At 60.0% G+C, this 23,122-nt stretch carries 28 protein-coding genes; 17 read left to right on the top strand and 11 right to left on the bottom strand.

Features of this window, described 5'->3' with window-relative positions; all coding sequences use genetic code 11:
- A partial coding sequence (locus NKJ32_RS31725; RefSeq protein ID WP_352829993.1) for a winged helix-turn-helix domain-containing protein occupies positions 1–405 on the bottom strand: 405 nt, incomplete at its 3' end.
- 134 nt (positions 406–539) lie between these two features.
- Between NKJ32_RS31725 and NKJ32_RS31720 the strand changes: the two genes are divergently transcribed.
- From NKJ32_RS31720 to NKJ32_RS31710, 3 genes are all read left to right on the top strand, one after another.
- Entirely contained in the window at positions 540–959 is a 420-nt protein-coding gene (locus NKJ32_RS31720) for a cupin domain-containing protein (RefSeq protein ID WP_352829991.1), read from the top strand.
- Between the two features lie 479 nt (positions 960–1,438).
- Complete coding sequence (locus tag NKJ32_RS31715) at positions 1,439–1,717, top strand: DUF6959 family protein (RefSeq protein ID WP_352458679.1); 279 nt, start codon at positions 1,439–1,441, stop codon at positions 1,715–1,717.
- A 43-nt stretch (positions 1,718–1,760) separates the two neighbouring features.
- A protein-coding gene (locus NKJ32_RS31710; RefSeq protein WP_352622789.1) for an IS5 family transposase occupies positions 1,761–2,527 on the top strand; the annotation gives its coding sequence in 2 pieces (ribosomal slippage) (positions 1,761–2,073 and positions 2,073–2,527; 768 coding nt in all).
- Between the two features lie 79 nt (positions 2,528–2,606).
- Here NKJ32_RS31710 and NKJ32_RS31705 read toward each other — a convergent pair.
- Complete coding sequence (locus NKJ32_RS31705) at positions 2,607–4,727, bottom strand: alpha/beta fold hydrolase (RefSeq protein ID WP_352829989.1); 2,121 nt, start codon at positions 4,725–4,727, stop codon at positions 2,607–2,609.
- 630 nt (positions 4,728–5,357) lie between these two features.
- Here NKJ32_RS31705 and NKJ32_RS31700 point away from each other — a divergent pair.
- Entirely contained in the window at positions 5,358–6,134 is a 777-nt protein-coding gene (locus NKJ32_RS31700) for a DUF1194 domain-containing protein (protein WP_352829987.1), read from the top strand.
- A gap of 224 nt (positions 6,135–6,358) precedes the next feature.
- Here the strand turns inward: NKJ32_RS31700 and NKJ32_RS31695 are convergent, their stop codons facing one another.
- The 4 genes from NKJ32_RS31695 to NKJ32_RS31680 form a co-directional block, all read right to left on the bottom strand.
- Positions 6,359–6,826, bottom strand: coding sequence for a Ros/MucR family transcriptional regulator (locus NKJ32_RS31695; RefSeq protein ID WP_352829985.1), 468 nt, complete (start codon positions 6,824–6,826; stop codon positions 6,359–6,361).
- A 740-nt stretch (positions 6,827–7,566) separates the two neighbouring features.
- Positions 7,567–7,773 (bottom strand): hypothetical protein, encoded by a 207-nt coding sequence (locus NKJ32_RS31690; protein ID WP_352829983.1) that lies wholly within the window; start codon positions 7,771–7,773, stop codon positions 7,567–7,569.
- A 6-nt stretch (positions 7,774–7,779) separates the two neighbouring features.
- Positions 7,780–10,224 (bottom strand): relaxase/mobilization nuclease domain-containing protein, encoded by a 2,445-nt coding sequence (locus NKJ32_RS31685; protein ID WP_352829982.1) that lies wholly within the window; start codon positions 10,222–10,224, stop codon positions 7,780–7,782.
- A 3-nt stretch (positions 10,225–10,227) separates the two neighbouring features.
- The gene (locus tag NKJ32_RS31680) at positions 10,228–10,629 is read right to left on the bottom strand and encodes a MobC family plasmid mobilization relaxosome protein (RefSeq protein ID WP_352829980.1); all 402 of its coding nucleotides are present in this window, start codon (positions 10,627–10,629) and stop codon (positions 10,228–10,230) included.
- Between the two features lie 726 nt (positions 10,630–11,355).
- Here NKJ32_RS31680 and NKJ32_RS31675 point away from each other — a divergent pair.
- From NKJ32_RS31675 to NKJ32_RS31640, 8 genes are all read left to right on the top strand, one after another.
- The gene (locus NKJ32_RS31675) at positions 11,356–12,069 is read left to right on the top strand and encodes a ParA family protein (RefSeq protein ID WP_352829979.1); all 714 of its coding nucleotides are present in this window, start codon (positions 11,356–11,358) and stop codon (positions 12,067–12,069) included.
- Between the two features lie 88 nt (positions 12,070–12,157).
- Entirely contained in the window at positions 12,158–12,502 is a 345-nt protein-coding gene (locus NKJ32_RS31670) for a hypothetical protein (protein ID WP_352789536.1), read from the top strand.
- Positions 12,503–12,532: 30 nt separating this feature from the next.
- Positions 12,533–12,898, top strand: coding sequence for a hypothetical protein (locus NKJ32_RS31665; protein ID WP_352789533.1), 366 nt, complete (start codon positions 12,533–12,535; stop codon positions 12,896–12,898).
- Positions 12,899–13,168: 270 nt separating this feature from the next.
- Positions 13,169–13,678 carry a helix-turn-helix domain-containing protein gene (locus NKJ32_RS31660; protein ID WP_352789531.1) on the top strand — a complete coding sequence of 170 codons (510 nt, stop codon included), beginning with the start codon at positions 13,169–13,171 and terminating at the stop codon, positions 13,676–13,678.
- 177 nt (positions 13,679–13,855) lie between these two features.
- Positions 13,856–14,011 (top strand): DUF6074 family protein, encoded by a 156-nt coding sequence (locus NKJ32_RS31655; RefSeq protein ID WP_352829977.1) that lies wholly within the window; start codon positions 13,856–13,858, stop codon positions 14,009–14,011.
- 178 nt (positions 14,012–14,189) lie between these two features.
- On the top strand, positions 14,190–14,768 hold the full coding sequence (locus NKJ32_RS31650) for a cupin domain-containing protein (protein ID WP_352789528.1): 579 nt from the start codon (positions 14,190–14,192) through the stop codon (positions 14,766–14,768).
- A gap of 15 nt (positions 14,769–14,783) precedes the next feature.
- A complete protein-coding gene (locus NKJ32_RS31645) occupies positions 14,784–15,272 on the top strand; it encodes a hypothetical protein (RefSeq protein WP_352789525.1) in 489 nt (162 codons plus the stop codon).
- A 12-nt stretch (positions 15,273–15,284) separates the two neighbouring features.
- On the top strand, positions 15,285–16,154 hold the full coding sequence (locus NKJ32_RS31640; RefSeq protein WP_352829974.1) for a DUF1173 family protein: 870 nt from the start codon (positions 15,285–15,287) through the stop codon (positions 16,152–16,154).
- A gap of 35 nt (positions 16,155–16,189) precedes the next feature.
- On the opposite strand, the gene NKJ32_RS31635 is transcribed toward NKJ32_RS31640, so the two are convergent.
- Positions 16,190–16,654 (bottom strand): transposase, encoded by a 465-nt coding sequence (locus NKJ32_RS31635; RefSeq protein WP_352789519.1) that lies wholly within the window; start codon positions 16,652–16,654, stop codon positions 16,190–16,192.
- 571 nt (positions 16,655–17,225) lie between these two features.
- Between NKJ32_RS31635 and NKJ32_RS31630 the strand changes: the two genes are divergently transcribed.
- From NKJ32_RS31630 to NKJ32_RS31620, 3 genes are all read left to right on the top strand, one after another.
- Positions 17,226–17,645, top strand: coding sequence for an Hsp20/alpha crystallin family protein (locus NKJ32_RS31630; RefSeq protein ID WP_352789516.1), 420 nt, complete (start codon positions 17,226–17,228; stop codon positions 17,643–17,645).
- Positions 17,638–18,102 (top strand): Hsp20/alpha crystallin family protein, encoded by a 465-nt coding sequence (locus tag NKJ32_RS31625; protein WP_352789513.1) that lies wholly within the window; start codon positions 17,638–17,640, stop codon positions 18,100–18,102. Before NKJ32_RS31630 ends, NKJ32_RS31625 begins: the two co-directional genes overlap by 8 nt.
- Positions 18,103–18,216: 114 nt before the next feature.
- Complete coding sequence (locus NKJ32_RS31620; protein WP_352789511.1) at positions 18,217–18,756, top strand: flavodoxin domain-containing protein; 540 nt, start codon at positions 18,217–18,219, stop codon at positions 18,754–18,756.
- Between the two features lie 261 nt (positions 18,757–19,017).
- Here the strand turns inward: NKJ32_RS31620 and NKJ32_RS31615 are convergent, their stop codons facing one another.
- The 4 genes from NKJ32_RS31615 to NKJ32_RS31600 all read right to left on the bottom strand — a co-directional run bounded on the left by NKJ32_RS31615 (position 19,018) and on the right by NKJ32_RS31600 (position 21,680).
- Positions 19,018–19,593, bottom strand: a complete 576-nt coding sequence (locus NKJ32_RS31615) for a helix-turn-helix domain-containing protein (protein WP_352829972.1) — start codon at positions 19,591–19,593, stop codon at positions 19,018–19,020.
- A gap of 508 nt (positions 19,594–20,101) precedes the next feature.
- A complete protein-coding gene (locus tag NKJ32_RS31610; protein ID WP_352789508.1) occupies positions 20,102–20,800 on the bottom strand; it encodes an IS6 family transposase in 699 nt (232 codons plus the stop codon).
- A 321-nt stretch (positions 20,801–21,121) separates the two neighbouring features.
- Positions 21,122–21,364 carry a hypothetical protein gene (locus tag NKJ32_RS31605; RefSeq protein ID WP_352789505.1) on the bottom strand — a complete coding sequence of 81 codons (243 nt, stop codon included), beginning with the start codon at positions 21,362–21,364 and terminating at the stop codon, positions 21,122–21,124.
- Positions 21,365–21,437: 73 nt separating this feature from the next.
- Positions 21,438–21,680: a hypothetical protein gene (locus tag NKJ32_RS31600; protein ID WP_352789502.1), complete on the bottom strand. Its 243-nt coding sequence runs from the start codon at positions 21,678–21,680 to the stop codon at positions 21,438–21,440.
- A 297-nt stretch (positions 21,681–21,977) separates the two neighbouring features.
- Here NKJ32_RS31600 and NKJ32_RS31595 point away from each other — a divergent pair, with 297 nt between their 5' ends.
- Positions 21,978–22,907 (top strand): hypothetical protein, encoded by a 930-nt coding sequence (locus tag NKJ32_RS31595; protein WP_352789499.1) that lies wholly within the window; start codon positions 21,978–21,980, stop codon positions 22,905–22,907.
- 121 nt (positions 22,908–23,028) lie between these two features.
- Positions 23,029–23,122 (top strand): transposase (locus tag NKJ32_RS31590; RefSeq protein WP_352829995.1); only part of this gene is annotated, 94 nt, incomplete at its 3' end.

Here is a 23,122-nt window from a genome sequence, read left to right as displayed (position 1 = left end):
GGCAATCGACGGCTTGTCCGGCAGGGCCAACCCGGGCAGCGTACCCTCGGCTCGCGCGTGTTGCCGGGTGGCCGCCTCCGCGGCGCCACTAGCTCCCGTCCTGACCTCGGCGGCAAGCAGGAAGCCCCGCCGCTGCACGGTGCGAATGATCGCCTGCCTCTCGCCACTGTCGCCGATCGCCCGGCGGGCGGCGTTGATACGGCTGTTGAGTGCCGCATCCGATACGGCTCGGCCGTTCCAGACACGCTCGATCAACTCATCCTTGCTGACGACCCGGTTGGCGTTCTGCGCAAGATGGAGGAGTAGGTCGAAGACCTGCGGCTCGACGTGAACCACTCCCCCGTCGCTGCCCCTAAGCTCTCGTCGGTCAGTGTCGAGCAGGAATTTATCGAATTCAACCAGCACTTTGTCCGTCCTTCGCAGTTCTCAAGCGAATGACCCGTAAATCTGCCGCGATCCACAAGATCGCCCGAAAGCCTTTGTGCTGGCAAGCGCACACAATGCTCGCGCATCTATCCGGTAACAATCAGGAGAAAATCATGCGCGAAATCGTTAAGACCGTCTCATACGCCACCCGCGCCACTGACGAGTGCGTGACGTATCTGCATATCTACGCCGATGCCGAGGGGGAAACTCACATGGAAGAGGTGGACCTCGCATTGCTGCCCCGAGCCTTCTTCAACGGCCATCCGCCGCTGCGTCTGACGGACACGCTTGCGGCGACCGGCTGCAATATCTGCCGGGTGCCTACCGGCATGAAAGTGGTGGATTGGCACAACCCGCCGCGTCGCGAGTTGGTGATTTGGCTTACTGGCGAAGTTGAATTCGAAACGAGCGACGGCGACATTCGCCGACTCGCCGCCGGCAGCATAGTGCTGGCGGAAGACAGAACCGGCAAAGGTCATATCTCCCGGCATCCCGCAGAGGGCCAGTTGGTCGTCCACGTCGACCTTTGTTAGAGCCGAGTTGCCTGGCCCAGATTCCGGTCGCCATGGCGCCTATAGCGCACCCGCGATGACCGGACGGCCTCATACATTGCGTCGGCTGTTGAGCCGGCGCGCATCCGGCTGCGCGACCAGCCGACAACGTCGCGTGGCCGGAAGCGAATATCACTTGCATATTCGAATGCTATGCCGGTTTGCGCAAACTCCAGTGGCGAATAGTCAGGTGCTAGCCGCTTGACCTCTGCGATAATGCGCTGTGCTTCCTCGGCGCGCACCACCCCCCACGACTGTGGCGCAGGACATTGTCGGTAAGGGGCGGCTTGCAGCGGCAATGGTGTTCGCCAACAATCCTCCGCGGCAGATCGTAATGCCGGTGGAACTGGTGGTCCGGGCACGACGGCACGGCAGCGCAACTAGGTCGTGAACCCATAAAGGGTTGCGGAGTGAGCGGGCTCATGCTCTGACGGTGCAGCAAGCCGATCCGCGAGACACTGATGCGTAGCGAGAACGTCGAGATACTATCGGACAAGACCAATGCCGCTGTCATGCGGCATCCTGGTCGGGCCTTCCCCGGCGTTCTCGTTCAGGGTGACAGCCTTTATATTCTGTGTCAGCGAGCGGATCTGGCCTGCAAGGAAGTCGGGCGAGGTTCGCCGGGTTACGACGAACTGAATGATCTTCGCAACGCTCTGTGGTCATATCTCAACCATTATAAGGTTACACTGCTGGAGCACGACATAGCGCTTCCCTTCTCAGAACAGCAGGCACCCTGAAGCCGGCCTTTCAATATCGTCGCTGATGTGATTCAGCGGCTGGATGAGCCGATATGATCTGACCGACTTCGAATGGCGCGTGATCCAACCGCTCCTGCCCAACAAGCCGCGAGGCGTGCCGCGCGTGGACGACCGCCGCGTGCTGAACGGCATCTTCTGGGTGCTACGATCAGGCGCACCGTGGCGCGACCTGCCGGAGCGTTATGGACCGCGCACGACCTGTTACAACCGCTTCGTGCGATGGCGAAAAGCAGGCGTGTGGCATCGGCTCATGGACGCTGTCAGTGCCGCGCATGACGGTGAAATCCAGATGATCGACAGCACTTCTATCCGGGCGCACCAGCAGGCTGCGACAGGAAAAAAGGGGATGCAGATCAATGTCTCGGCCGCTCCCGAGGCGGGCTCACGACCAAGATCCACGTGGTCGTCGATGCGTGCGGGCTGCCGATCCGGCTCGGCCTGACAGCAGGGCAAGCCCATGACGGGCAGATCGTCGATACACTCCTCGACCACCTCGGCCCGCGCGCCATCGTGCTGGCGGACAAGGCCTATGATGCCGACCGCATCCGGGAGCTGATCCAGCAGCAGGGTGCCACGCCGAACATCCCGGCCAAGCGCAACCGGAAGTGGAAGCCCTGCTTCAGCAAGCGGCTCTATCGCGAGCGCAACCTGATCGAGCGGTTCTTCTCCAAGCTGAAGCATTTCCGTCGGGTCGCCACCCGCTACGATAAGCTGGCTGCCAACTTCCTCGCCATGATCCAGCTCGCTTCGATCAGGCTATGGCTTCGCGCTAATGAGTCTACGGCCTAAGTTACCTTGTCGCTGACAGACGGACCGCAACTGTCCTGCGGTGGTTAACATGGCCGGACACGCGACGCTTCGCGAACGGTCAGGCTGCTGGCCAACCGACGGAAAAAAGCTGCAGGCCTCCAAGCAGCTCGCTTGCTTCCCTCTCGCAATGCTCTTCGAATTCCAGGCCGGAACCGACAGCGAGATCACGAACCGTCCGCGACGCAATGATCTCGCCTGGCCTGGCGTGTTCAACCAGGCACGATGCTATCTCAATTGCGGTGCCAGCGAGGTCATCGCCGCGTCTTTCACATTCGCCAATGTGGATTGCCGCGCGAATGTGGAGGCGGGATTTACCCAATCTATGACGGATCGCTACTGCGCATTGAATTGCCCGGGTCGGCCGTTGGAACACGGCGAAAAATCCGCTTGCCGAGCGCCTGATCTGCCTGCCTTCGGAAGCGAGCAGTTGGCCACGGATTTCCTCGATGTGCCGCTCAATCAGATCCTCGCCAGCATCAGAAGGCGGACCTTCTATCTCCAGGGACAGCACCGACACCAGAAGCCGTTCGCTTGGCGCCGTCGGCAAGGCACCAGTGACGAAAGCCTGGATCTCGTCGATGAGGCGATCGGAGTTCTCACCCCAGATCACATGATCCCGACCGGCAAGTTCAGCATATCTGGCCCCCTCGATATGAGTTGCCAGGTAGCGTCCTTCTTCCCGCTTTACCCAGCGGTCGCCCGTCGCCTGCACGATCAGTGTCGGAACGTGAATGGCCGGCAGAATGTCGCGAACATCGATTTCGGTGCCCCAGCGCCAGAGCGCGGTCGCGTCGGCCGGCGAGGCTGAATTCCTGAGGTAGGCGGCGAACCATTCTCTCTCGAACCTGTCGTTTATCAGGCTGGGCGCTGCGTTGCTCATGTCCGCTGGCTCTCCCCACTCTCTCTCGACGAGCGCCAAATCTTCTTCGACCTGCTCGCTCGTCCTGGCCCAGGGGTAATCCTTCGACCATCTGCCGCTGGCATAGGCACCGTTGAGCACGAGTGCCGCCGTGCGATCGGGATACGTCGCCGCGAACAGCATGCACATGGGGCCGCCCTCGGAACTGCCGAACAGGACCGTGCGTTTCGAGCCGACCGCATCCAACACTGCCCGCACGTCTTCCATACGCTCTTCCATCGTCGGCAGACCGACGTTGCGGTCGGACAGCCCAGTGCCGCGCTTGTCCAAGCGGATCAGGCGCGAGAAGGCGCCGAGGCGGTGGAGCACGTGCGCCAGCCGCGGCGACGACCAGGCAAGGTCGACGTTGGAGACCCATCCAGGCACATACATCAGGTCGATCGGCCCGTCGCCGGTCACCTGATAAGCGATGTTGATTCCGGCCGATTTGACGTAGCGCGTCGGCGGCCTGATGGGCTGACCTGAGAAATCCGGACGTTCACCGGCTTGGGATCGCGTCTGTGCTCTGGCTGTTGGAAAAGCCGCGTCCGATGTGCGGCGCGCCCGAAGGTCTTCATACAGCTTCCGGGTTTCAGACTCGGGTCGCAAGTCGAGCTGCCGCCGCAAGGCATCGCGGCAGCTCTCATATTGTTTCAGAGCTAGGTTGACGCGGCCCTGGGCTACATAGGCCCGCATCAAGGTGCGATGGATGTCCTCCCGTAGCGGCTCCATGGCGAGCAGGCGCGTTGCCACGCGGACGCATGAGGCAGCATCGCTCGTTGCGCAGTAGTGCGCGAGGAGCCTGTCCAGCGCCGCGACAGCCATCGCCCTCAGGCGCTCGCGCTCGATCCGCAGCCAATCCTCAAATGCCTCCTCTTTCAGACCGAAGCCGTCGAGCAGGTCGCCGCGATAGACGTGAAGCGCCTGTTCGAGGTTGTCAGGCTGTAAACTGGCGGCCAGCGCCTCGAACCGCGCGACGTCGAAATCTAGACCATCGACATGGAGCGAAATCTTGTCGCCCTCCGTCAGGAACTGCCCGCCGCCAGAAGCCTGCATGGCCTTCCTGACGGTCGAGACGGCCTGCCGCAGGCTCATTCGGGCTTGAGTCTCGCCGTTGACGCCCCAAAGCAGCGTCGCGAGCTTCTCGCGCGACTGCCCATGTCCGGATTGCAGGGCGAGATAAGCCACCATGGCCCGCGCCTTGCGGCTGAGAGCGGGAACGATCGCCGCATCACCGGCAAAGTCGAAACCACCCAGTAGATAGAGATGAGGCCCTGCCATCGGATCCACTATAGCACAGAAGTGCCGGCGATCCTTTTGCGTCGCCGTCTCTAATTCAACTGTCGTTTTGCCGGCGTTGGCGCTTTTCACGAATTCATCACGCTTGTTCCAGCGCATTTTTCACGGGCGGTGGAGGAGATTATCGGGACGAGGCAGCCTTGCCTTAGGAGGACGCTATGCTACACCCGAACGAGTGGCCTTTCTGGCATGTTGATCCCGGGCAGAACCGGCGGCTGGGCTGCGAGGTTGCGCCCCTGCGCCATGATATTGCGCTCGCGCGTTATCTCGAGAAGCAGCGGGCCGGCCGAGCATCAGCGGCCCGAAGATTCGATCTGCGGACCACCACAATCCGCGCATTTGTGCTGATAGCAGGTGCTGGGAGGGATTTTCTCAGGCGCCTGGTTGCTCCCATGGGAGAGACCGCAAGGCGTTTTCGATCCAGCCTTCAATAGCCACGATGCCTCAGCCTGCTTGTCCCAGGTCTATTAACCACTGCCGCGGGTGTGGTTTAAAGCGCGTTGACAGCCCCGTCCGTCATCAGGTGTCAAGCTCACTTCTGATTGCATACTTGCTAAATTAGCTTAACTTTATGTGCCCACACTGAGGCAAGCGTTGCAAGGGTGATTGGAGATGGAAACCCTCTCGTCTTCTGTTTTGACTGCGTGGCTGTTTGGAATACTGGTGATCGCTGACCAGCCTATTCATGACGGCTCTTTCGGAGTCAACGAGAAGCGCTTTCTTGACCAGTCGATGGTAGTCGACGTTGCAATTGTCCTTGCAGCCGATGTGTCCGGCTCAATCAGTCAAAGCGAGGCAAATTTGCAACGTGAGAGCTACGCAGCTGCTTTGGAATCGACCGCCGTGCTCAAGATGATCAAAAGCGGTAGACACGGCAAGATAGTTGTCACCTTCGTCGAATGGTCGAGCTTCGGCTCCTTAGAAACTCGGCTGGACTGGGCCATTCTCTCTGACGCAAATGATGCGGGCATCATCGCGGCAACAATCCGGAAAAAGTCGGACAGGCAAGGCCCTGGTCCGCATGGCGCGAAAACATCCATCTCATACGCGATCGATGCATCGGTTAAGGCCTTGCAAAATCTGCCTGTCCCAGCGTCGCGCTTGGTCATCGATATCTCTGGCGACGGGGCAAACAATGACGGATCTTCACTTGAGGACAGTCGCCAGAGAGCAATTCACAGAAATATCGTCATCAACGGTCTGCCAATCGGCGCTGAAGTAGAAAATGGTGAGACGACCGCGGAATATTATGAGCGGCATGTGATTGGGGGGCCAGGCTCGTTCGTTATTCCAGCCGACGGTCTCCGCGAATTCCAGTGGGCCATACTAAACAAGCTGGTTCGAGAAGTCGGGTCCATTCCTGTATTAACGAGCGGGGCTGTCCTGTGATCGCAGTCATCTCGGAAGTGTGGCCTCACCCAGATCGGTGCTGCGTCCTCAGTTGCTGGCTCCAGCGGCACGCCGGCGACGTTTCTGAGCATCAATGCCGCGCGCCGCAAGATGATCTGCAAATCCGCACGCGAAATGTCCGCAATGCGACCAGCAGCGCTTTCAAGCTCTTCGGCAATGGATTGGCGTGTCATCGCGTTGGTCCGCTTGCCTAAGTCAGGGTCTTACGCCTTCACCCGCTTGGCTGGTGCCTTCTTGGCTGGGTCCTTCTTGGTAGGCATTTTTGCGCCTGCCTTGCGACCAAGTCCGATTGACTTCGCCAACTCTGACCGTTGTGCAGCGTAGCTTGGTGCCACCATGGGGTAGTCCCGCGCTAACCCCCATTTGGCCCGATACTCGTCAGGCGTCATGCCAAGTAGGCCCAAGTGCCGTTTGATCGACTTGAACTTGCGCCCGTCTTCCAACGAAATAATATGGTCGGGAAACACAGATTTTTTCGGATTGACCGCCGGGATCTGTGTTGGCTGCTCAACTTCAGCTGGCTTGACTAAGCTAACGAGAGCGGAGTTCACTGAAGAAATAAGATCAGGCAGGCCTGCTACGGGTACTGAGTTTTTTTGGACAAATGCCGCGACAATATCCGCGGTCAATTCCATTAATTGTGCGTTCTGGTGATTGTTCTCTTCGGTCATTCATCAACTCCCATTGCTATTCCGCTTTCGTATGGGGGAAAGGCGGATCGCGCAAGAAGCAGGGCCACAGAACGGAAACTTGGGACCATCGGCCGGCCGCTGCGGTTTAAGGCAGAGTGTTGAAAACTTCCGCACCTGGAACTGTACACGCCTACATTGCTAGACGGCACCCCTTCGTTCCGGCAAAGCTGCGAATCGCGGGGCCACTGGCAATCCGCAGGTCGGCGGGTTCAGGCAATGCTCATTGAAAGATGGGCCGCCGACTTTCCTTTTGGCTCTAAAGCTCGGCGGGTTGTCGCTCTCAATTGCCGTCACAAATTGATCGGCGGGACGTGGCGACGCGAATGGCTGTCATACGCGCCATTCGGACGGACCGGTGTCGTCGGTGCCTTCCTTTGTGTCGGAGCAGAACACTTGCCTTTGGGTGACCACCTGTCATCATCCCTCATGACCAAGGATGAAGCAGAACAGGGTGTTCGCTACTTTTGCACAAAATGGGCTGAAGAGCGTGGGCTTCCTCATCAGCCAGAGAATCCAAGCTTTTCCGATTTCTTTTCTTGGCTTGAGCAGAAGTCGCCGGGCCACTTAAAATTCCGAAGCAGTACTTCGGTGCGGGACGACGTCGAGCGATGGTTCATTGACGAATTCAGGCGAGGTTGGCGCTATTAGCAGGTGATTTGCCGTGCTCCGGGCCACCTTCCGCGATCACGCCATCTCGAGCGCCCGGGGGCCCGGAACTATCAGAACGGCCAAAAGCCGGCCAAAAAAGCCAGCATGTCGCTGCCCCACTGCACGAAATTTTGGTACCAGCCAGACACGGTTTCATAAGCAACCTGCAGTGCACCCAGGAAGAAAACGAAACAGATGACGATAGCAAATACCTTGCCAAACCCCTCGTCACCCTTCGGGTCGCTGCTCTGGTAAACGTAATCCTGTCGATTAAACATGGCCCATCAACGGTCCCGGTCGTCGCGGTCGCGTTCCTTTCTTTCTAGTTCCTCGCGCTCCAACTCCTCGAGGCGAGGAATATGCTGTTGCGCCGGATCGGTCCGCGTCGTTTCACCGCCGCGTTGTGCGGCCTCCTTGTCCCTGTTTGACTTATCCTGCAGCCGATTTGTAGCATCTATGGTCGACGCCAGTTCGTGAGCCTGCTCGGCCGGTTCGTCCGGCCGGCGCTCCGCCTCCTCGGGGCGAGGATCTCGCTGCTGTTCGCTCACGGCATCGACATTTGCAGGAGTTTTGCCCTGCTCTTCTGCCGGCCGCTCTTGCGTCTGCTCTGCCGCCTCGATGGCGCGCTTGAGCTCCGGATCCTTCTCGGCTACCTCGCGCATATAGGTGTTGCCCTGGACGGCAAGCTCTGCCGCGCGAGCCAGTCCGCGCTCAATATCAGCTCGCAATACTCTTGGATCGTTGGAAAGCTCACCGGCCTCAGTTCTATCCAAAACCTCGCGACTAGTTTCGATGTCCACAAGAACGTCATTTGCCGCCTCGATAACCGCCTTACCGTGTTTGGCGACTGCCGCATCCCACTGTTCATTCGCATCGTCTCGACGCTTGCCGCGCTCGTCTCGCTCGGTCGCAGTCCCCTGCGCCGCCTCTGCCTGGCCCTTCATCTCGTAAAGCTCCATCAGCTCGCGCCGGGCGTTCACATGCTCGCGGGCGACAGACGCGACTTCATCAAAGTCGTCTCGCTCGTCCGGACCGACACTCCGTTCCAGCCCGAACAAGGCGGTCTCGACCTTCTTTTCATATGCTTCAAATTCTGCCCGCGTTGTCTCGCGCATTTCCTGGCCCTCCAAAACGACTTTCTGCAAGGTTACCAGATTGGCGCGGAATTTCGATCCGAAATCTGTATGGACGACATTTACGCTCGCTTTCGCCTGACCTGCCGAAAGGCTTGCTGTCAAACGATTCCGCAGCTGTTCTGCATAAGCGACAACACGCCGGTCACCGCTGGCGAGCGCAATTTTCTGCCAACTCTGTGTTGCCTTTATGGCATACTCCCGGCTTCTTTCGGCCTTCGCCAGACTGCGTCGTCCGCCCCGCTTGGCGTCGTACCGTCCTTGTGCCGCCTCGCTGGTCCCGACGTGCTCGGTCCGCCCTTCCCTGCTCACCGGCCTCACCTGATTGCGGGTAAAGCCGGGCGGGCTGGCGAACTCGCGACGATCGGTCATCTCCATCGCTATTCCCTGCGCCCGGGCCTTCTCCGCCATTGTTGCCCGCCACTCCCGAAACACCTGAGGGCTCGTCTCGATCCGAACGCCGAATTCCGATCGCATGGTGATGATCGCGTGGGCATGGACATGCGGCCGCTTGCCCCCCTCCCCTTCTTCCTTCGGATCATTGGCCGGATCATGCATGGCAAACACGTAGCGATGGCCGGCGAACTGCTCGGCAAGGAAGTCGCGTGCAGCGTTTTCAAACGCCTCGATGTTCGTGCCGGCCCGGGCCGACATGATCAGGTGCATCACGTCGCGGCCTTTGCGGCTATGCAGATCACCGCGCCATTCCTTTTGCACGAGGTCACCAGCGAGCTTTTCGTCACCGATGACTTGGCCGCGGTCATCGCGAACGTTGTCGTCATGACGTTCGACCAGGCTCCTCAATTTGCTGGCGCCATACTCGACACCATTGCCGTAGCCCTGGAACGAGAACCGCGCGGCCGCACCCTGCGCGGCCGTACTCGCGTCATATCGCGCCTGAATAATGCTGGCGGCCTTGTCGTCGCCAGTTAGCCGCTCCCCCTGCCCGCTTCTGAGCACGACCGCTCCTTGAACCGTCAGCGCGCCGTCGGCCTGGCGCGTGACCGCATATGCATAGCGCCGATCGCCGAACGCGCTCGTCAAACTATTCCTGGCCAGCTCGTGCATCGCCTCGTCTGACGAAACCGCCGCGGTCGCAATCTCTACGGTGAAGCTGCCGATATCGCGGCTCTCTGCGCGGTTCTGGAACAGATGGTTCCAGTCACCCCGCAACCGCGCCAGATCCTCGCGGCTGCTGATGCGCTCCCCGTTCTCGTTCTCGACCGCGAGCTCGCCGCCGCGCGACACATAATTCAGCATCGTCCCTACCCTCGCGCCGCCGCTATAGGATGCCATTTTGACAACCGCGGGCTGGCTGCCCTGGGCCACCGCCGCTAGCCGCGCTTCTATTGGACGGGACACCGCTGCTGCCCGCGTCTCGGTCGCGAAGATCGGCTTGGCGACCGCCCGCCGCATTTTCGGCTGACTGCCAACGTCACCAGCACCACCGCCGCCCAGCTCGGCCATCGCTTTCAATCGGCGCTTCATTTCGTCTTCGGCCGACGAACGGCGTTTTGGCCCAAGCGATAGCTCATGCAGCAACGCCGCGCGGCGCTGCTCCCATTCGCTCGTAAAGGCGCCGAAGAAGATTTCCACCCCTTACCCCTCCCCTCGCCGCTTGTAGCCGGCCCGCTTCGCCAGCGATCGCAACTCCGTCATTACGGCCGCCTGGACGCGCTGCACGTTGCCAAGATTAATGTCGAGCTCGCTCGGATGAACCCCTTTGCCGCTGTTGAGCGCCCGCGCCACCTGATTCAAGTTCACGCCGATCGCGCGCATATCCTCCAGCAGCAATGCCATCACGAGGCGGTCGTCCTTGGTCAGGACCGGCCGAACACCCGCTCCCTCAATAATCAGCGACCGGAAAAAACCCGAAACCGTCATGTCGGCCGCCTTCGCGGCCTTTTCGATCGCCGCATATTCGTCCGCGCTGACGCGGGCATGCACCATCCGACCCTTCCGGTCCGGCTCGAGCCGGACCTCGAATTTCGCGTCGTCCATTGGCCTTGGGGCCCCCTCTCTGGCGCTTGCGGCAGGCATCGAGGGCTTGTTCCTCGATCGTTGGGAAAAATGTCGCACATTTTTCCGTATCCTGCCACCATCAATAGACGTGAAATTCAAACTCAACCGAAGAAACTTTCGAGCAGACACAAATCTCGCTCGCCCTAATCGAAACGACCGGCAGGGTCTTCGCCCCTGCCGCTTCAAACGCTAAAACGCTCTTCAGGGTTCACCTCCAGGACCGCTTTGTCGGCCTTTGTGTGCCCCTCGTACTCGTCCGCAAGGGACGCTCCGCTCTTCGCCCCGGCGGACTGCGTGCCAGCGTCACAGACGACCTTCGCGCGGCTCCGGGGTTCACCACAAAAGGAGCGGGAAGGCCTGCGGCGGCGCTGGACGGCCTCTTTGGCCAAGCGAGGGACAATTGCGTCGAACTGGCGGGCTCCACGGTTTGCTCAACGCCAGCGCGCGGTTGATACAGTTTCACACGACTTGTTCACACGGTGTGTTCACATGCCATGACGTTACGATGTGAAAGTAAGATGTGATTGAAGTACCACACGCTACGATAGTGAGGTGTGATCGCATCGTGTAACAACGCCATGCGAAACCAAGCACTCGCTTCGTTTGGAAATGCTGTTGCTTGGAAATGCTGGTGCCCAAGAGGAGGCATTGAGCGTGGCGACGGCCTGCCGCGTCGACTTCGGGACGGCAAAAGAGGGATCAGACATGCCTCGAAGGATTTGCGCGATCAGCGGAAAAGGCGGCGCCGGGAAGACGACGGTCATTATCCTCGTTGCCGGCGAGTACGCTATTCAAGGAAAGAAGGTTCTTCTGATCGACGCCGATCCGCGCCAGAACCTCGCCGAATGGTGGAAGCGCTGTGAGGCCAAGGACAATCTTCCGGCCAACATCGACCTGCACAGCGCGGCAACGCAGCGAAGCATTGAAACCGTACTTGCCGAACAAGACGGCGTCTATGACGTGATTCTGATGGACTCACCCGGCGTCGACAGCGTCATCCGCGACACGATCATCCGCAATTCCGATCTGGTGCTGACGCCAATTCAGCCGAACCAGGATGAAATCAAGGCGGCCGGCGAAGCCGCCACCGTGACCGCGGATATCGGCGACAGGCAGCGGCGCACGATTCCCCACGTCAACGTGGTGACGCGCATCGCCCTTCCGGGCCGTGTTCTCGAGGCTTACAGGCTGATCCGTCCGTTCATCGCCAATCTTCGCGACAATGGCTATGAATCGACGCTGATGGAAACCGAGCTCACCGAACGCAATTGCTACCGCGAAATCCGCAACGGTCTCGGCACCTTGCAGATGCTCGAACTGACTGACCCGGTCATGAAGGGTCGCGCGGAGATCGCGACGTTTGTGGCCGAGCTCGATCGCCATATCGCGGCAAACCGGGAAAAGGTGGGAAATGTCTAAACCAGGCAAACTGTCCGTCTCTGACTTTCCGATCGCACCGCGACGGCCGAAGCCAGCCACATCCAAAGCCACAACGAAACCAGCCTCTGTGTCGGAAGAGGCAGAGGCTGGAACGGCTGCTAGGGAACCAGCAGCGGCGCCGGTTTCGGTAGCGGATGGGTCAAGAGAACGGCCGCGGCGCAGTCTGCCGAACCCGAGCGGTGAAGAGCGCAAGAGCAAGGCGACCGAACGTGCCCTGGCTCAGGAGGAGGGACGCTATCGCCTGCGCGACCTCAAACGGGCGCACACGCGAGAAGCCAAGCACTACGTCAATTGCCCGCTGGACTACGACACCAAGATGCGACTGCAAAAGGCCGCCTTCGACAACGACATCAAGATGACGGTGATTATAAAGGCAGCCATCGACCAGTTCCTCCGAGACAACGGCTATTGATCCATGGGCGGTCGAGGCCTCCTGCTCGGGATGACAATCGGTATCCTTATTGGCATCTACGCCGCACCCTTGGTCGGTCGCCAAGGCTTCGACTTGGGTGAAGGCTCAAAAGCCGCTTCCCCATTGAACGGGCTTATGGAATCCGCTCCCGATGCTGCCATCCGGCCATCTGACGAAACCGCCAAAGGCGAGCTGTTTCGCTTATCCAATTGGGATATCTCAATGCACGGGACTGGATCGACGGTTACCGTGAAGCGATGTATTAGTATTGGCAGGGATTCTATCGCGTGCGAACTCCTGGCGCATTTGGGGTGGGTCGATGGGGAAAAACTTGTCGAAGCTGTGTTCGAGGGAAAGCCGGGTACTTGGCGAATGGTTGCAGCCAGGGCGCGCTGATTTTCTCTCAGTGGGCAGTGCCTATCCCCGCGCCAGCTCAAGGGCGTTATGAATGCAGGCTTCCGCTGGAAAGAACCATGCAAGGCAAGCGCAGCATGGCCCTGATGGTTGCTTATTGCGAGTAGCGGAAAGCGCTGTCCTCACTGCCCGCTTCTGGAAAATCGCTGTGCAAGAGAATCCCGGGGCGTAATTGGGTCAATCCCGTTTTCAAATGTTTGATTGAGGTCGTCGCCCTGTCCGCGACTGGAAAAAGGCAAGAAGGGAGAGGACGTGGCTAAGGATATGGACGCCTATAAAAACAAAATGGAATTGGTTGAGACGATCGATCCCGAGATCGACAAACCTGTTTTCCGCCGCCCAGGGTTCGAAGGCATCAAAACCCTCGGCGAGATCGATGAAAGAATTGCCACCTTCATCCGCAAGGCGCGCGAGGACAAGGATCTGACTCGCGCAGAGCTCGCTCCCTTGCTTGGCCTTTCGATGCAGGTTTATGGCCGCTATGAACGCGCATTCTCAAAAATGCACGTCACCAGGATGATCCACCTGTGCGAAATCCTCGGGTTCATCCCGATGGAAATGCTGTTCAGCGCTGCCCCGCATCTATGGGGCCGCACGCCGGAGGAAGCGCGCGACACCATGGAACTCGCCCAACAGGTCGTGTCTCTGCCGCATGGCACCAAGCGCGATCTGCTCGCCCTGGTAAAGAAAATGGTTGCGCTGGAGCGTGCCGCAGACGGAGCAGCGGCGGAGGCGCAAAAGGGAGAAGAAGGACGTCTTTAGGCGCCCCGCGCTGCGATGAGCGGCGCCGGGCGGGAGCATCACCGCCAGGCATTCATAGGGGCACGCCTTAAGCATCGACCTTCTTAAGCTCCGAGAGCCCGCAAAAGGCGGTTGTGGCTGCGGAATGTCACTGTCGCATCCGTACTTTGCGCCTGGGCGATCCGGGTGAGGTGATCGATGACTCAAACACCAGCGTTTCCGCTGCATCGGCGGCGGAAATTGGTCAAAGGTATCGCCCGGATCCTAGAATCCAAGAACCGGGAGGACGCAAATGCCTTCTTGGCGCAGCACCGCCAAGACAATTCTCGTTCAACTCCGGCAGGCACAAGCTGAGCGGCCGACATGCGGGCGCTTCTCTGACTTCAGTCCTCCTCGCGGGCCGCACCAGCTTAATAGCGGCCATTCGGCAAAAGGAACAAAGTGCGGTGTCGCTGGTTGAGATTCGTTGAGACCAGAGCGGAGGCTTTCCCCGCTGTTCTGTCTGACGTCTCATCCAGCGCAAGGGTTCGCCGTGGGCATTCTTGAGAGCCTGAAGAAAGCTACCGAGCAGGCGACGGGTATCGCGCGACCGAGAAAGCAAGAACTCGCCGAATTTGTGAAGGTGAAGAAGCCACTCGAATTTCGGTTCAAGGATGACGGCCTCGTGCCGAATCACCCCTTCTGGCCGTTTGTCGTCTGTCGTGGCGCCGTAAGGTCGGTGGAACAATTTGATTCCGCAGCCGTGCTGGAAGAGCTTTCCGAAGCCAATGGCTGGAGTAGCGGCTGGCGGGACGGCATCTACCACTACGTTCATTACCATCCCCGCAAAAATGAAGTGCTTCGGGTTGCGCGCGGAACCGGCAAGGTTCGGTTCGGGGGCAACAGGAGCCGTACATTGTCCTTGAAGGCCGGCGACGTGGCAGTTCTTCCGGCCGGCACCGGTCACCAATGTCTCTCCGAGTCTGCTGGTTTCCTGGTGGTCGGCGCTTCTCCCGCATCCGGCCCTTATGACGAATGCACGACAGCCCAGGAACATGAGCGGGCATTACGAACGATTCCCAAGTTGGCCGTCCACGGAAGGATCCGGTCTATGGGAGCAAAGCGCCGCTGATGTCAGTGTGGAAAAATGAAGCTTGAAGATGAAGTCCGCCACGTTTCCGAAGACTTGGACGATGATGTATTGAGTGACGCTGTGCGGGCGCTGCATCGTCGGGTGAAGATCGTTCATGATTTCGATATCCCCTACATTGCTGGCTACAGCAAAGATGGCAGGACGATTTATATCGATCGCCATATGCCTCGCACTATGGATTGGAAATCGGCCAAGGTCCGGCTTGCCCCATTTCTGCTAACGCACGAGATCGTTGAAAAGGCGCTCCTAGACGAACTCGGGCTTCATTACCTGCACGCGCATCAAATCGCCCTTCGAGCCGAACGCGATGCCGTGAAGGCGGCGGGTGTTGGCTGGTCCGCTTACCAGGCCGTCAACAAAAAGAACGAAAAACCGATCTCCGAAGAGAAGCTCAAGAAGATCCCCAAGGATCTTGACCTGACGCCCTACCGCGACATGAGTGACTTTTCAACGCTCGAGCGTCTGCTGAAGGCGCAACGATAGTCAGACAAGCCAATGGTCCTCGCTTGCCAGTTCTATGACCGCCGCCTCGCTGCGGAGCCGACGACTTCGGGAAGCGACGCTTCGCTGCGTGGCCTCATCCATTATCTCTGGCACGAGGCCGAATTGACGGTCTGGACATCCCGATGGGCTGGCAAGCGACATTGGTGGAATGTCCGCTGGCATCTGCTTGAGGCTGCCGGGCAAATGGCGGTGATGGGCGGACCGCTCGCGGATATCCTGTTTGTGCCCGAGCCGTTTCGCTCCGAGAACAAGGAAGCGATCGAACAACGTCGCAACGCGGTTCTCGGCACGGCGCTCCCGCCAAAATCCGGCCCACGAAAGCTACTGGTTCTGGTCGGCGAGGTGAAGGAGATCATGCCCGCCCGATCCGGTCAGAAACTCGTCATCAGGCATTTGCCCGGCTTTCCCTTTGTCATCGACGATGCATTGCATCGGCGTTTGCAGGCACGTTTCGAGAGAGAATTGTCGCTGTGGGGAGCGGATTCCAGCTCACATCTGATAGTGATCGCGACCTTCGGACTGAACCCGGCCGGCGTCGCCATTGTTGAGGAGGTCGCGTTAATGGTGGTATCCGAGAACTGGATTCCTTACGAGACGGTTCCGGAGAAGCGGCTGGTCGACGCGCTCGCCCGCCTTCGCGAGAAGAGCGTGAAGGGATTGCGCTACGACCTGCAAACTGACCAGCCGATCGCCAGCGCTTTGCTCCAGAACAGGCAAGAGCCGATCGCGCTCTTTGTCGTCCCGGCCGGTGCGGACGAAGCGTTCGAGGCTTCGCTCGACGAAATGATCGCCGCGCGTCCGGAGATCGGCTCCTGGATGTGGCGGGTCGGCGAAGGCGATATGCCGCCGTTGCCGCTCTGAGCGTCGGCGGAATTTCCAACGAGGCTCAGTATGTCTTACGCAAGGCCCAGCTTCTTCTTGAGCTCGGCATTTTCCTTGCGCAGACGGTCAGCAAGCAGGTTCTTAAGGCGCTTGTTTTCTTCTTCGAGCGCGACAAGATCACGGAGATCGCCGCTATCTGAAGAAGGCGCCACAGCCCTCTTCCACTGATAGTAGGTCTGCTCCGAAATGCCGGCTTGGCCGACCGCACTCTTACTGGTCGCACCCCCAGCGATCGACTTCTCGATCTGGGCAAGCTTCTGGACGCGTTCCTTCTCAGAGTAAGTCTTCCGGGCGGTCCGCACTGCCATCGCAGGTTCAGCCGCCTGGGGCCCTGGCCTCGCCCCGTTCTTGCGGATCGGTTTGGCGAGCTCTGCCTTCGCTTTCTTTGCTCGCGGAACTTTCTTCTTCTCTTGGGGGGCTTCCACTTTGGCTGGTGCCACTGTTGTCTGAACAGTTTGAGCTTCCTGAGAATCGGCCATGATATGCTCCGCTTGTGGATTGTCACCGTCTTCAGCATCGATGGGTCTTATACTGGAGTCAATGAGCTCAGAACCTGGCAACTGAGCACCATCAGACAGCTGCGTCATCTCGGTGACAATTTTGGACAGAAATCGGCATCGGTCGGATCGGCAATGGTTTGTACAAGGACGGCAAGTTGCGGGTCGTCGATCAGCTTCGAACTAAAAAAGGGATCGGGACGGAATCATCCAATGAGCTGTTCGAATTGATTCAGATCAAAGCAACAAAGTGCCATCTTGGCATTCTTCTTCATCGTCATGCGGAGACAAACTGGCCATACACCATGGAGAACCGTTCAAGCGAATGCGAACCAGGCAGGTAAACCAGATTGCCAATGAAACATGATGGGCGAACCTGCGGCACCACCTAGGCGACTCTGGTTTAAGTTTCAGAGCTGGAAGGTGGGAGCCGCGGGCTCGGTATTCGTCGCTCTATGGCGCACCGCCGATGGGCGGACAACAGCGGGGATGGCCCTGCTGTGCATCGAGGGAACCCGAGGGCCTTGCGGCGCGGCGTTCCGAGGAGGAGACAATGATCGCACGAATGCTATTCGGCGCAGATCCACTCCGCAACATACGCCGCCTCCAAGACGAAGTGAGCCGACTGGAATTCCCGGCGGTGAATGTCTTGGTAAACCAGGACGGCGTCATCATCACCGCCGAACTGCCTGGGGTAAGATCAGAAGACTTGGACATCTTAATTCACAGGGATTCCGTTACGCTCAGCGGAGAGCGGCAAACCGAAACTGAGGAAGCCCGGCGGGGATACCACCGGCGTGAGCGTCGTCGCGGCCGGTTTGTGCGGACCGTGTCATTGCCGTTTGTGGTCGACCCGAACAAGGTTGAAGCGGATCTCGTCAATGGCGTACTGACTCTGGATCTTGCTCGGGCCGAAGAGGACAAGCCCAAGCGCATTCACGTGAAAGCGAGCAAGGAGGCGGGTCATGGCTAAGCGAGAGACCACGAGAGCGGGAACGAAGGGGAGCAAGCAGTCTCAGGCCACGCCGACTAGCCAACCGGAGCTGGAGGGCAAGCTCTCCGCGGAGCAGGACGCGGGCGAGCGGACCCATGAGAGGCTGGTCTTCGTACCACGGGTTGACATCTACGAAACTGAAACGGGCCTTGTCGTCGTTGCGGATCTGCCCGGCGTCAGCCCGGAGGGCTTGGAGGTCACGTTGGACAAGCGTGTGCTGTCTATCTATGGCCGCGTCGAAGAGGATACGCCCGAGGGCTACAGCCAGGCCTATCGCGAGTATGACGTCGGCGATTTCGAGCGGCAGTTCACTCTCTCCGGGGATTTCGACATCAATGGAATTGAGGCGGACATGAAGGACGGTGTGCTTCACCTCGCCATCCCGAGAGCTCCGCAGGCAGCGGCAAAGCGGATCGAGGTTAGATCGGGTTCCTGACGGTCGAGGAAGATTGCGCAGACGCCGCGCTCGCCAGCGGTTAGCAGAGCCTACCCCATGACTCGCGCCGGGTCCTCTCGGCACCGACGTGGGCAACGCTGTCGGAGGAATATCGTGAATATCCTGATTGTCTATGGAACGACCGAAGGGCAGACGAGGAAAATTGCCGCACGGACGGCAACGCACATTCGCGAGCGCGAGCACCAAGTCGACCTGCTAGATAGCGCAGCCCTCGCATCCGATTTGAAGCTCGGACACTTCGACGCGTTCGTCATTGCCGCGTCGATCCACCAGGAGCACCACCAGGAAACCGTCACGAACTTCGCATTTGCGCATCACGAACTGCTGAACACTAAGCCTGCGGCCCTCATATCCGTCAGTCTGTCGGCGGCGCTGCAAGACCAAAAGACGGAAGCTCAAAAATATGTGGATCGCTTCGTCGCCGTGACAGGGTGGCAACCATGCATGACCCTCCTTCTCGGGGGGGCTTTGCGCTTCACCAAGTATGATTACTTTCAGGAGCAGTTCGTGAAATTCGTCGTAATGAAGAGCGGCGATCCGAGCCCCGAGCGCGATCACGAATTCACTGACTGGAACGCACTCGCCAACTTCGCCGATCGATTTCTTGAGACGGCTAAACAAGGAGGTGCCTGAGTCCGGCGCAGCCTGCATCGGCGCACCCTTGCGCGGCATCGAGATGCACCGAATGAAGCTGGCTCTTTCACCAGGGGAGTCCCGTGATCATCAGTGAGATGACCGCCCAAGAATGCAGGATGCATCACCGGACTGTCCCGCTGCGCGATCTTCCAACGCGCCACCTAGCGCCGAACCGCATCGTAGGACCCCTCGAAGCCTTCGCGCACCAACAAATCGTGGATCCGCGTCATCCGCAGCCGGTCCCCTCGTCCACGAGCTTCATCCTCCACCAGCAGCGCATCCAAGGTTCCTGAAAAGGACTGATCCGTGGCAGCGGCTGAACCGTGCGACGATGATCGAAAGCGCCATCCGGTGGGAGGCCCGATGTCCAGACCTTGGGCGCCATCGTGGGATTTGACGCTGGCGGCGCACGGTATTTCGGACGTGCAGGTAGTGGTGCGCAAGTGAATTGCGCAGCGCATCGAGCGTCTGCTGGAAGCTGCTCCCCTCCGCTTGCAGCCTGCGCTGCAGGATGCGCTTGCTGACGCCGAGCTTTCTGCACACGCCCGGCATAGACAACTCGCCGGCGGGCAGGGCCTCGAGCAGGACGCTGCGCAGGCGTTCGACGGTGCTGGCGTGTTTCTCCAGGTCGGCCAGGCGCTGTCGAAGGGCCGGTTCGAAGAACTTCCACATGCCATGGTTCGCTGTGAGGAATGGCCGCTGCGTGTCTTCTGCCGCGAACACCACGATGGGCACAGGCAGGTCTTCCACCGGAACGCCGAACCAGGCGGCGTAGGCGCGCGCATCACTGGCCGACAGGTCGGGTGCGGGCCATCCCACGCGCAGCGGGTGCACCGGCTGCGCGTGGCGAGGCGCGCCAGCTGCACCAGGAAGACCAGCTTGAACGCCATGAGCACGCGTGGCGGCGTCAGCGCGCGGTCGAGGAACTCCAGCGCGGCCGTGGTGCGGCGTGGGTCGTGCTCAAGCTTCAGCGCCACCGGCTCGGGTTCCGAGGCGGGGCCACAGGAGGTGGACATCGACCATGGCGGGACCGACAGCACTTCGCGATGCAAGCATCATCCACGCACATCCAGCCGGTCCGGCAGTCGACGTTGAAGCCCGTTACCCCTGCAAGTTCCCGGTCCACTAAATGAGTTGAGATATGAGCACAGTAGCCGGTACAGCCCTCGTGCTGGCATCCATTGTTGTCGTGCTGCTCTTATGACCCGAAGGGGTCGAGCTTTCGCCCCCAGTCCGGTCGTCACATCTGACGGCTCGGCGCCTAGCTGGCGGAAGGGGGACCTATCCCGGTTCTGTCGCAAACCTGGAACTGGGGTTGTGAACGGCCATTTCGGCCTGTCCGTCAGGCAGCGAGGATATCGAACTGCTCGGCGATCGACGGACTGGGATTGTAGGCATACCTCGCCTGTCGCTTGCGCATCATGTGGATCTTCTCGATGCCGAAGAGGATAACCACGGCGCTCGCCCGCGACTTGAAGCCGAGCATGGATCGAATGCGGCGCTTGATACGCCGGTGATCCTGTTCGATCCGATTGTTGAGATACCGGCTTTTGCTGATGCGGATCGGCTTCAGCGGTTGCCGCGATCGCTGCCGCAGGCGGCTTTCAGCGTCGCAGGAAAGGATCGCCTCGCGATTGGTCTGGCTGCCGTCGATGACGATGCGCTCCGGCCGGCCATGGCGCGCCAGCGCCTTGCGGAGGAGCCGTTTGGCCGCCACCAGGTCACGGTTTTCGCTGAAGAAGAACTCGACCGTGTCGCCGAGGCTGTCGATGGCGCGGTAGAGATACATCCATTGGCCGCGGACCTTGATGTACGTCTCGTCCAAATGCGACTTGCTGCCGACCGCACGCTTGCGCCGGTTGAAGCGCTCCAGCAGCTGCGGCGAGAAGTGGGCGACCCAGCGATGGACGGTGGAGGGGTCGACCTTCAAGCCGCGTTCGGCCATCATCTCTTCCAGCTCGCGCAGGCTCAGATTGTAGGCCAGGTACCAGCGCACGCACAGCAAGATCACCGACGGCTCGAAGTGGCGGCCCTTGAACATCACGTGCTCCTCCACAGCTGAGGAGTGTTCCTTGCCATGCTCCACTTACCGAAAGGTTTTGCGACAGAGCTCTCTCCAGAGGCAAGGCCCGCTACCTGTCCATTGTACAGGCAATTTGCGCGCCTCGGACACTCATGCCAGCTTGCAAGGCGACCGATCGCGAGTTGGAGGAGATATTGGCGGCAGCGTGCGTGGTTCACAGCGTGCCCGTCGCTTTCGACGCCAAAACGGCCGACGGGCGCACGGCTCGATTCGAACGGCCGAAAAAGCCGCGCTATGATGCGCGCAGGAAAGGCGTTCTAAAAAATTAGCTGGCGCCGACTAATAGTTGAAATAGATCGCCGGTGGATACACCGGATTGTACTCGCCCTTGACGGGCGGCCGCGCCGCCGCGCCTGGCGATGCGGTGATGCCGCCCGTCGGTTTGTTGTCGAGCGGCGGCCGGGCCTTTTCGGTCCTCGCTACCTTCGTCTCGGCGACCTTCGTCCCTGGGATTTTCGTTTTTGCCTCCGCGGCTTGCGGCAGTGTGAGCACGATCAGAAGTGCAGATAGCGCGAACTTCATAGCGGGGCTCTCCGGTCATGTCATTGCCAGATTCTCCGCCTGCCGGGAGGACGCCGGAGGGCGGGCCGTGAATTCAATCCTTGAAGCCTGTCGAATCGAGCAGGGCGACCTGTTTTCCGTCGACGAAAAAGCGGATCGCATGGGCATCGCCGTCGATTTCAATACGTGTTGGTTGGGCAGCCAGCGCCGTAGGAGCGGGCTTGACGTACCGCGACGGAAATTCTCCGGCCGGCGCAAAGTTCAGCATCAGCACCAGTGCGGCGCATCCGGCCGCAAGTGCGATGACGGGGGTGGCGGGAGAAGCAGTCCAGGACATCGTATTCTTCCTTCCCTAAAGAGGCGTCTACGCTCGTTTGCTAGTTCCGAGAGCTCGGCTTCGCGGTCGTTCAAAGTGTCTGAGGAAGGGGATTTGTATTCAGGCTCAGTTAGTGTGAGTTTTTTTTATGATCTGCCCTTACCCTCCGCGAACTTAGCGTCAGCCCTCGGACAGGAAAGGGCGAGCGCGTGGAACGGCCTGGAATTCTGCGGATTTCCTGGAATATTAGTATGTGGAAACATAGGGTGCCAAGTGCTGGCACAAGTTGCATATTGCGGATACTAAGGGGGCGGCCGGATGGCACAGGATGTCGCGAAGAAGTTACGGCTGACGTCGGCCCTGCTCGGGGTCGTGACCCGCAAGGACCTGGCGGCGGCATTCCGGGCTATCAACCCGAAAACGGCGTTCGATCTCGGCCGCGCTGACAAATGGTTGCAGGGTCGCGCGCAGCCGCGCGAGCTCAGCGTCTATGATGACTGGTCGAAGCTTCTTGGCCTGGAGCAGCCCGGCGCCTGGATTGCCGAGAGCGACCTCCCAGCCTTTACGGCGGCAATCTGCGCCCGCCACGGCATCGGCAAGGCCGAACTGGAGCGCCGCGCCGGTGGGCCACCCAAGACCTCCGCGCATGAGGACCGAAGCGCTGGCGCCGCCCTGGCTGGAGCCTACGCGTGTTATTCGCAGGCTCTGTCGCCCTATCATCACGGCCAGCTGATCAGGGGCAGTCTGTCGATAAAAGCCGGGCCGGAGGGGCACGGCCTGACGGCCTCCTATCGCGAGATATTGCCAACCGGCCAACTGCTGATCAGCGGGCAGGTCTCGCTGGCAAAACGCGGCCTCTATGCGCATCTGAAGGAGACCGACGGCGACGCCCACTTCTTCTTCTGCCTGTTCCCGCAGTCGCAGCCGGGAAGCGTGCTCGGCGGCTATATGTGTGGCGGTGCCATCATCGGCCCGGAGCCACAGCCTTCGCTGACCAGGATACTGATCGTGCGCTTGCACGATCCGGCGCCCGAGGCATGGGGCGGATATCTCTCGTCTGACAGATCGATCGCCGAGGACCTGGCAGCGCTCGGCCTCATCATCGAGCGGCCGGAAGCGGTCGACCGGCAGCTCGCGCAATTCCTCATCGGAGACAGGCGCGACGGCGGCCCCAGCCAGATCCCGCCTGCCGAGTTCCACGCCATCCTCGAGACCTTCGACCGGCAGTGGCTGCGCCAGCCGGCTTAAAAACCTTTTCCCCATCCTGCCAAGCCGGTGAGGAGTGAAGCGGTCGTTGCCCTGAGATGACCTTGCCCCTCTGATCTAATCCGGTTTGAAGTTCGTTCTGGCCCATCGAGAGGACCAGGACATGAAACGCAGCCGCTTCTCTGAAGATCAGATCATCGGAATTTTGAAGGAACATGAGGCCGGGGTATCGGTTGCCGATCTGTGCCGCAAGCACG

The organism is Mesorhizobium sp. M0159, assembly GCF_040322295.1.
Lineage (GTDB): Bacteria > Pseudomonadota > Alphaproteobacteria > Rhizobiales > Rhizobiaceae > Mesorhizobium.
Note: the sequence above shows the minus strand (reverse complement) of the source record. Positions and strands in the feature narration are given on the sequence as shown.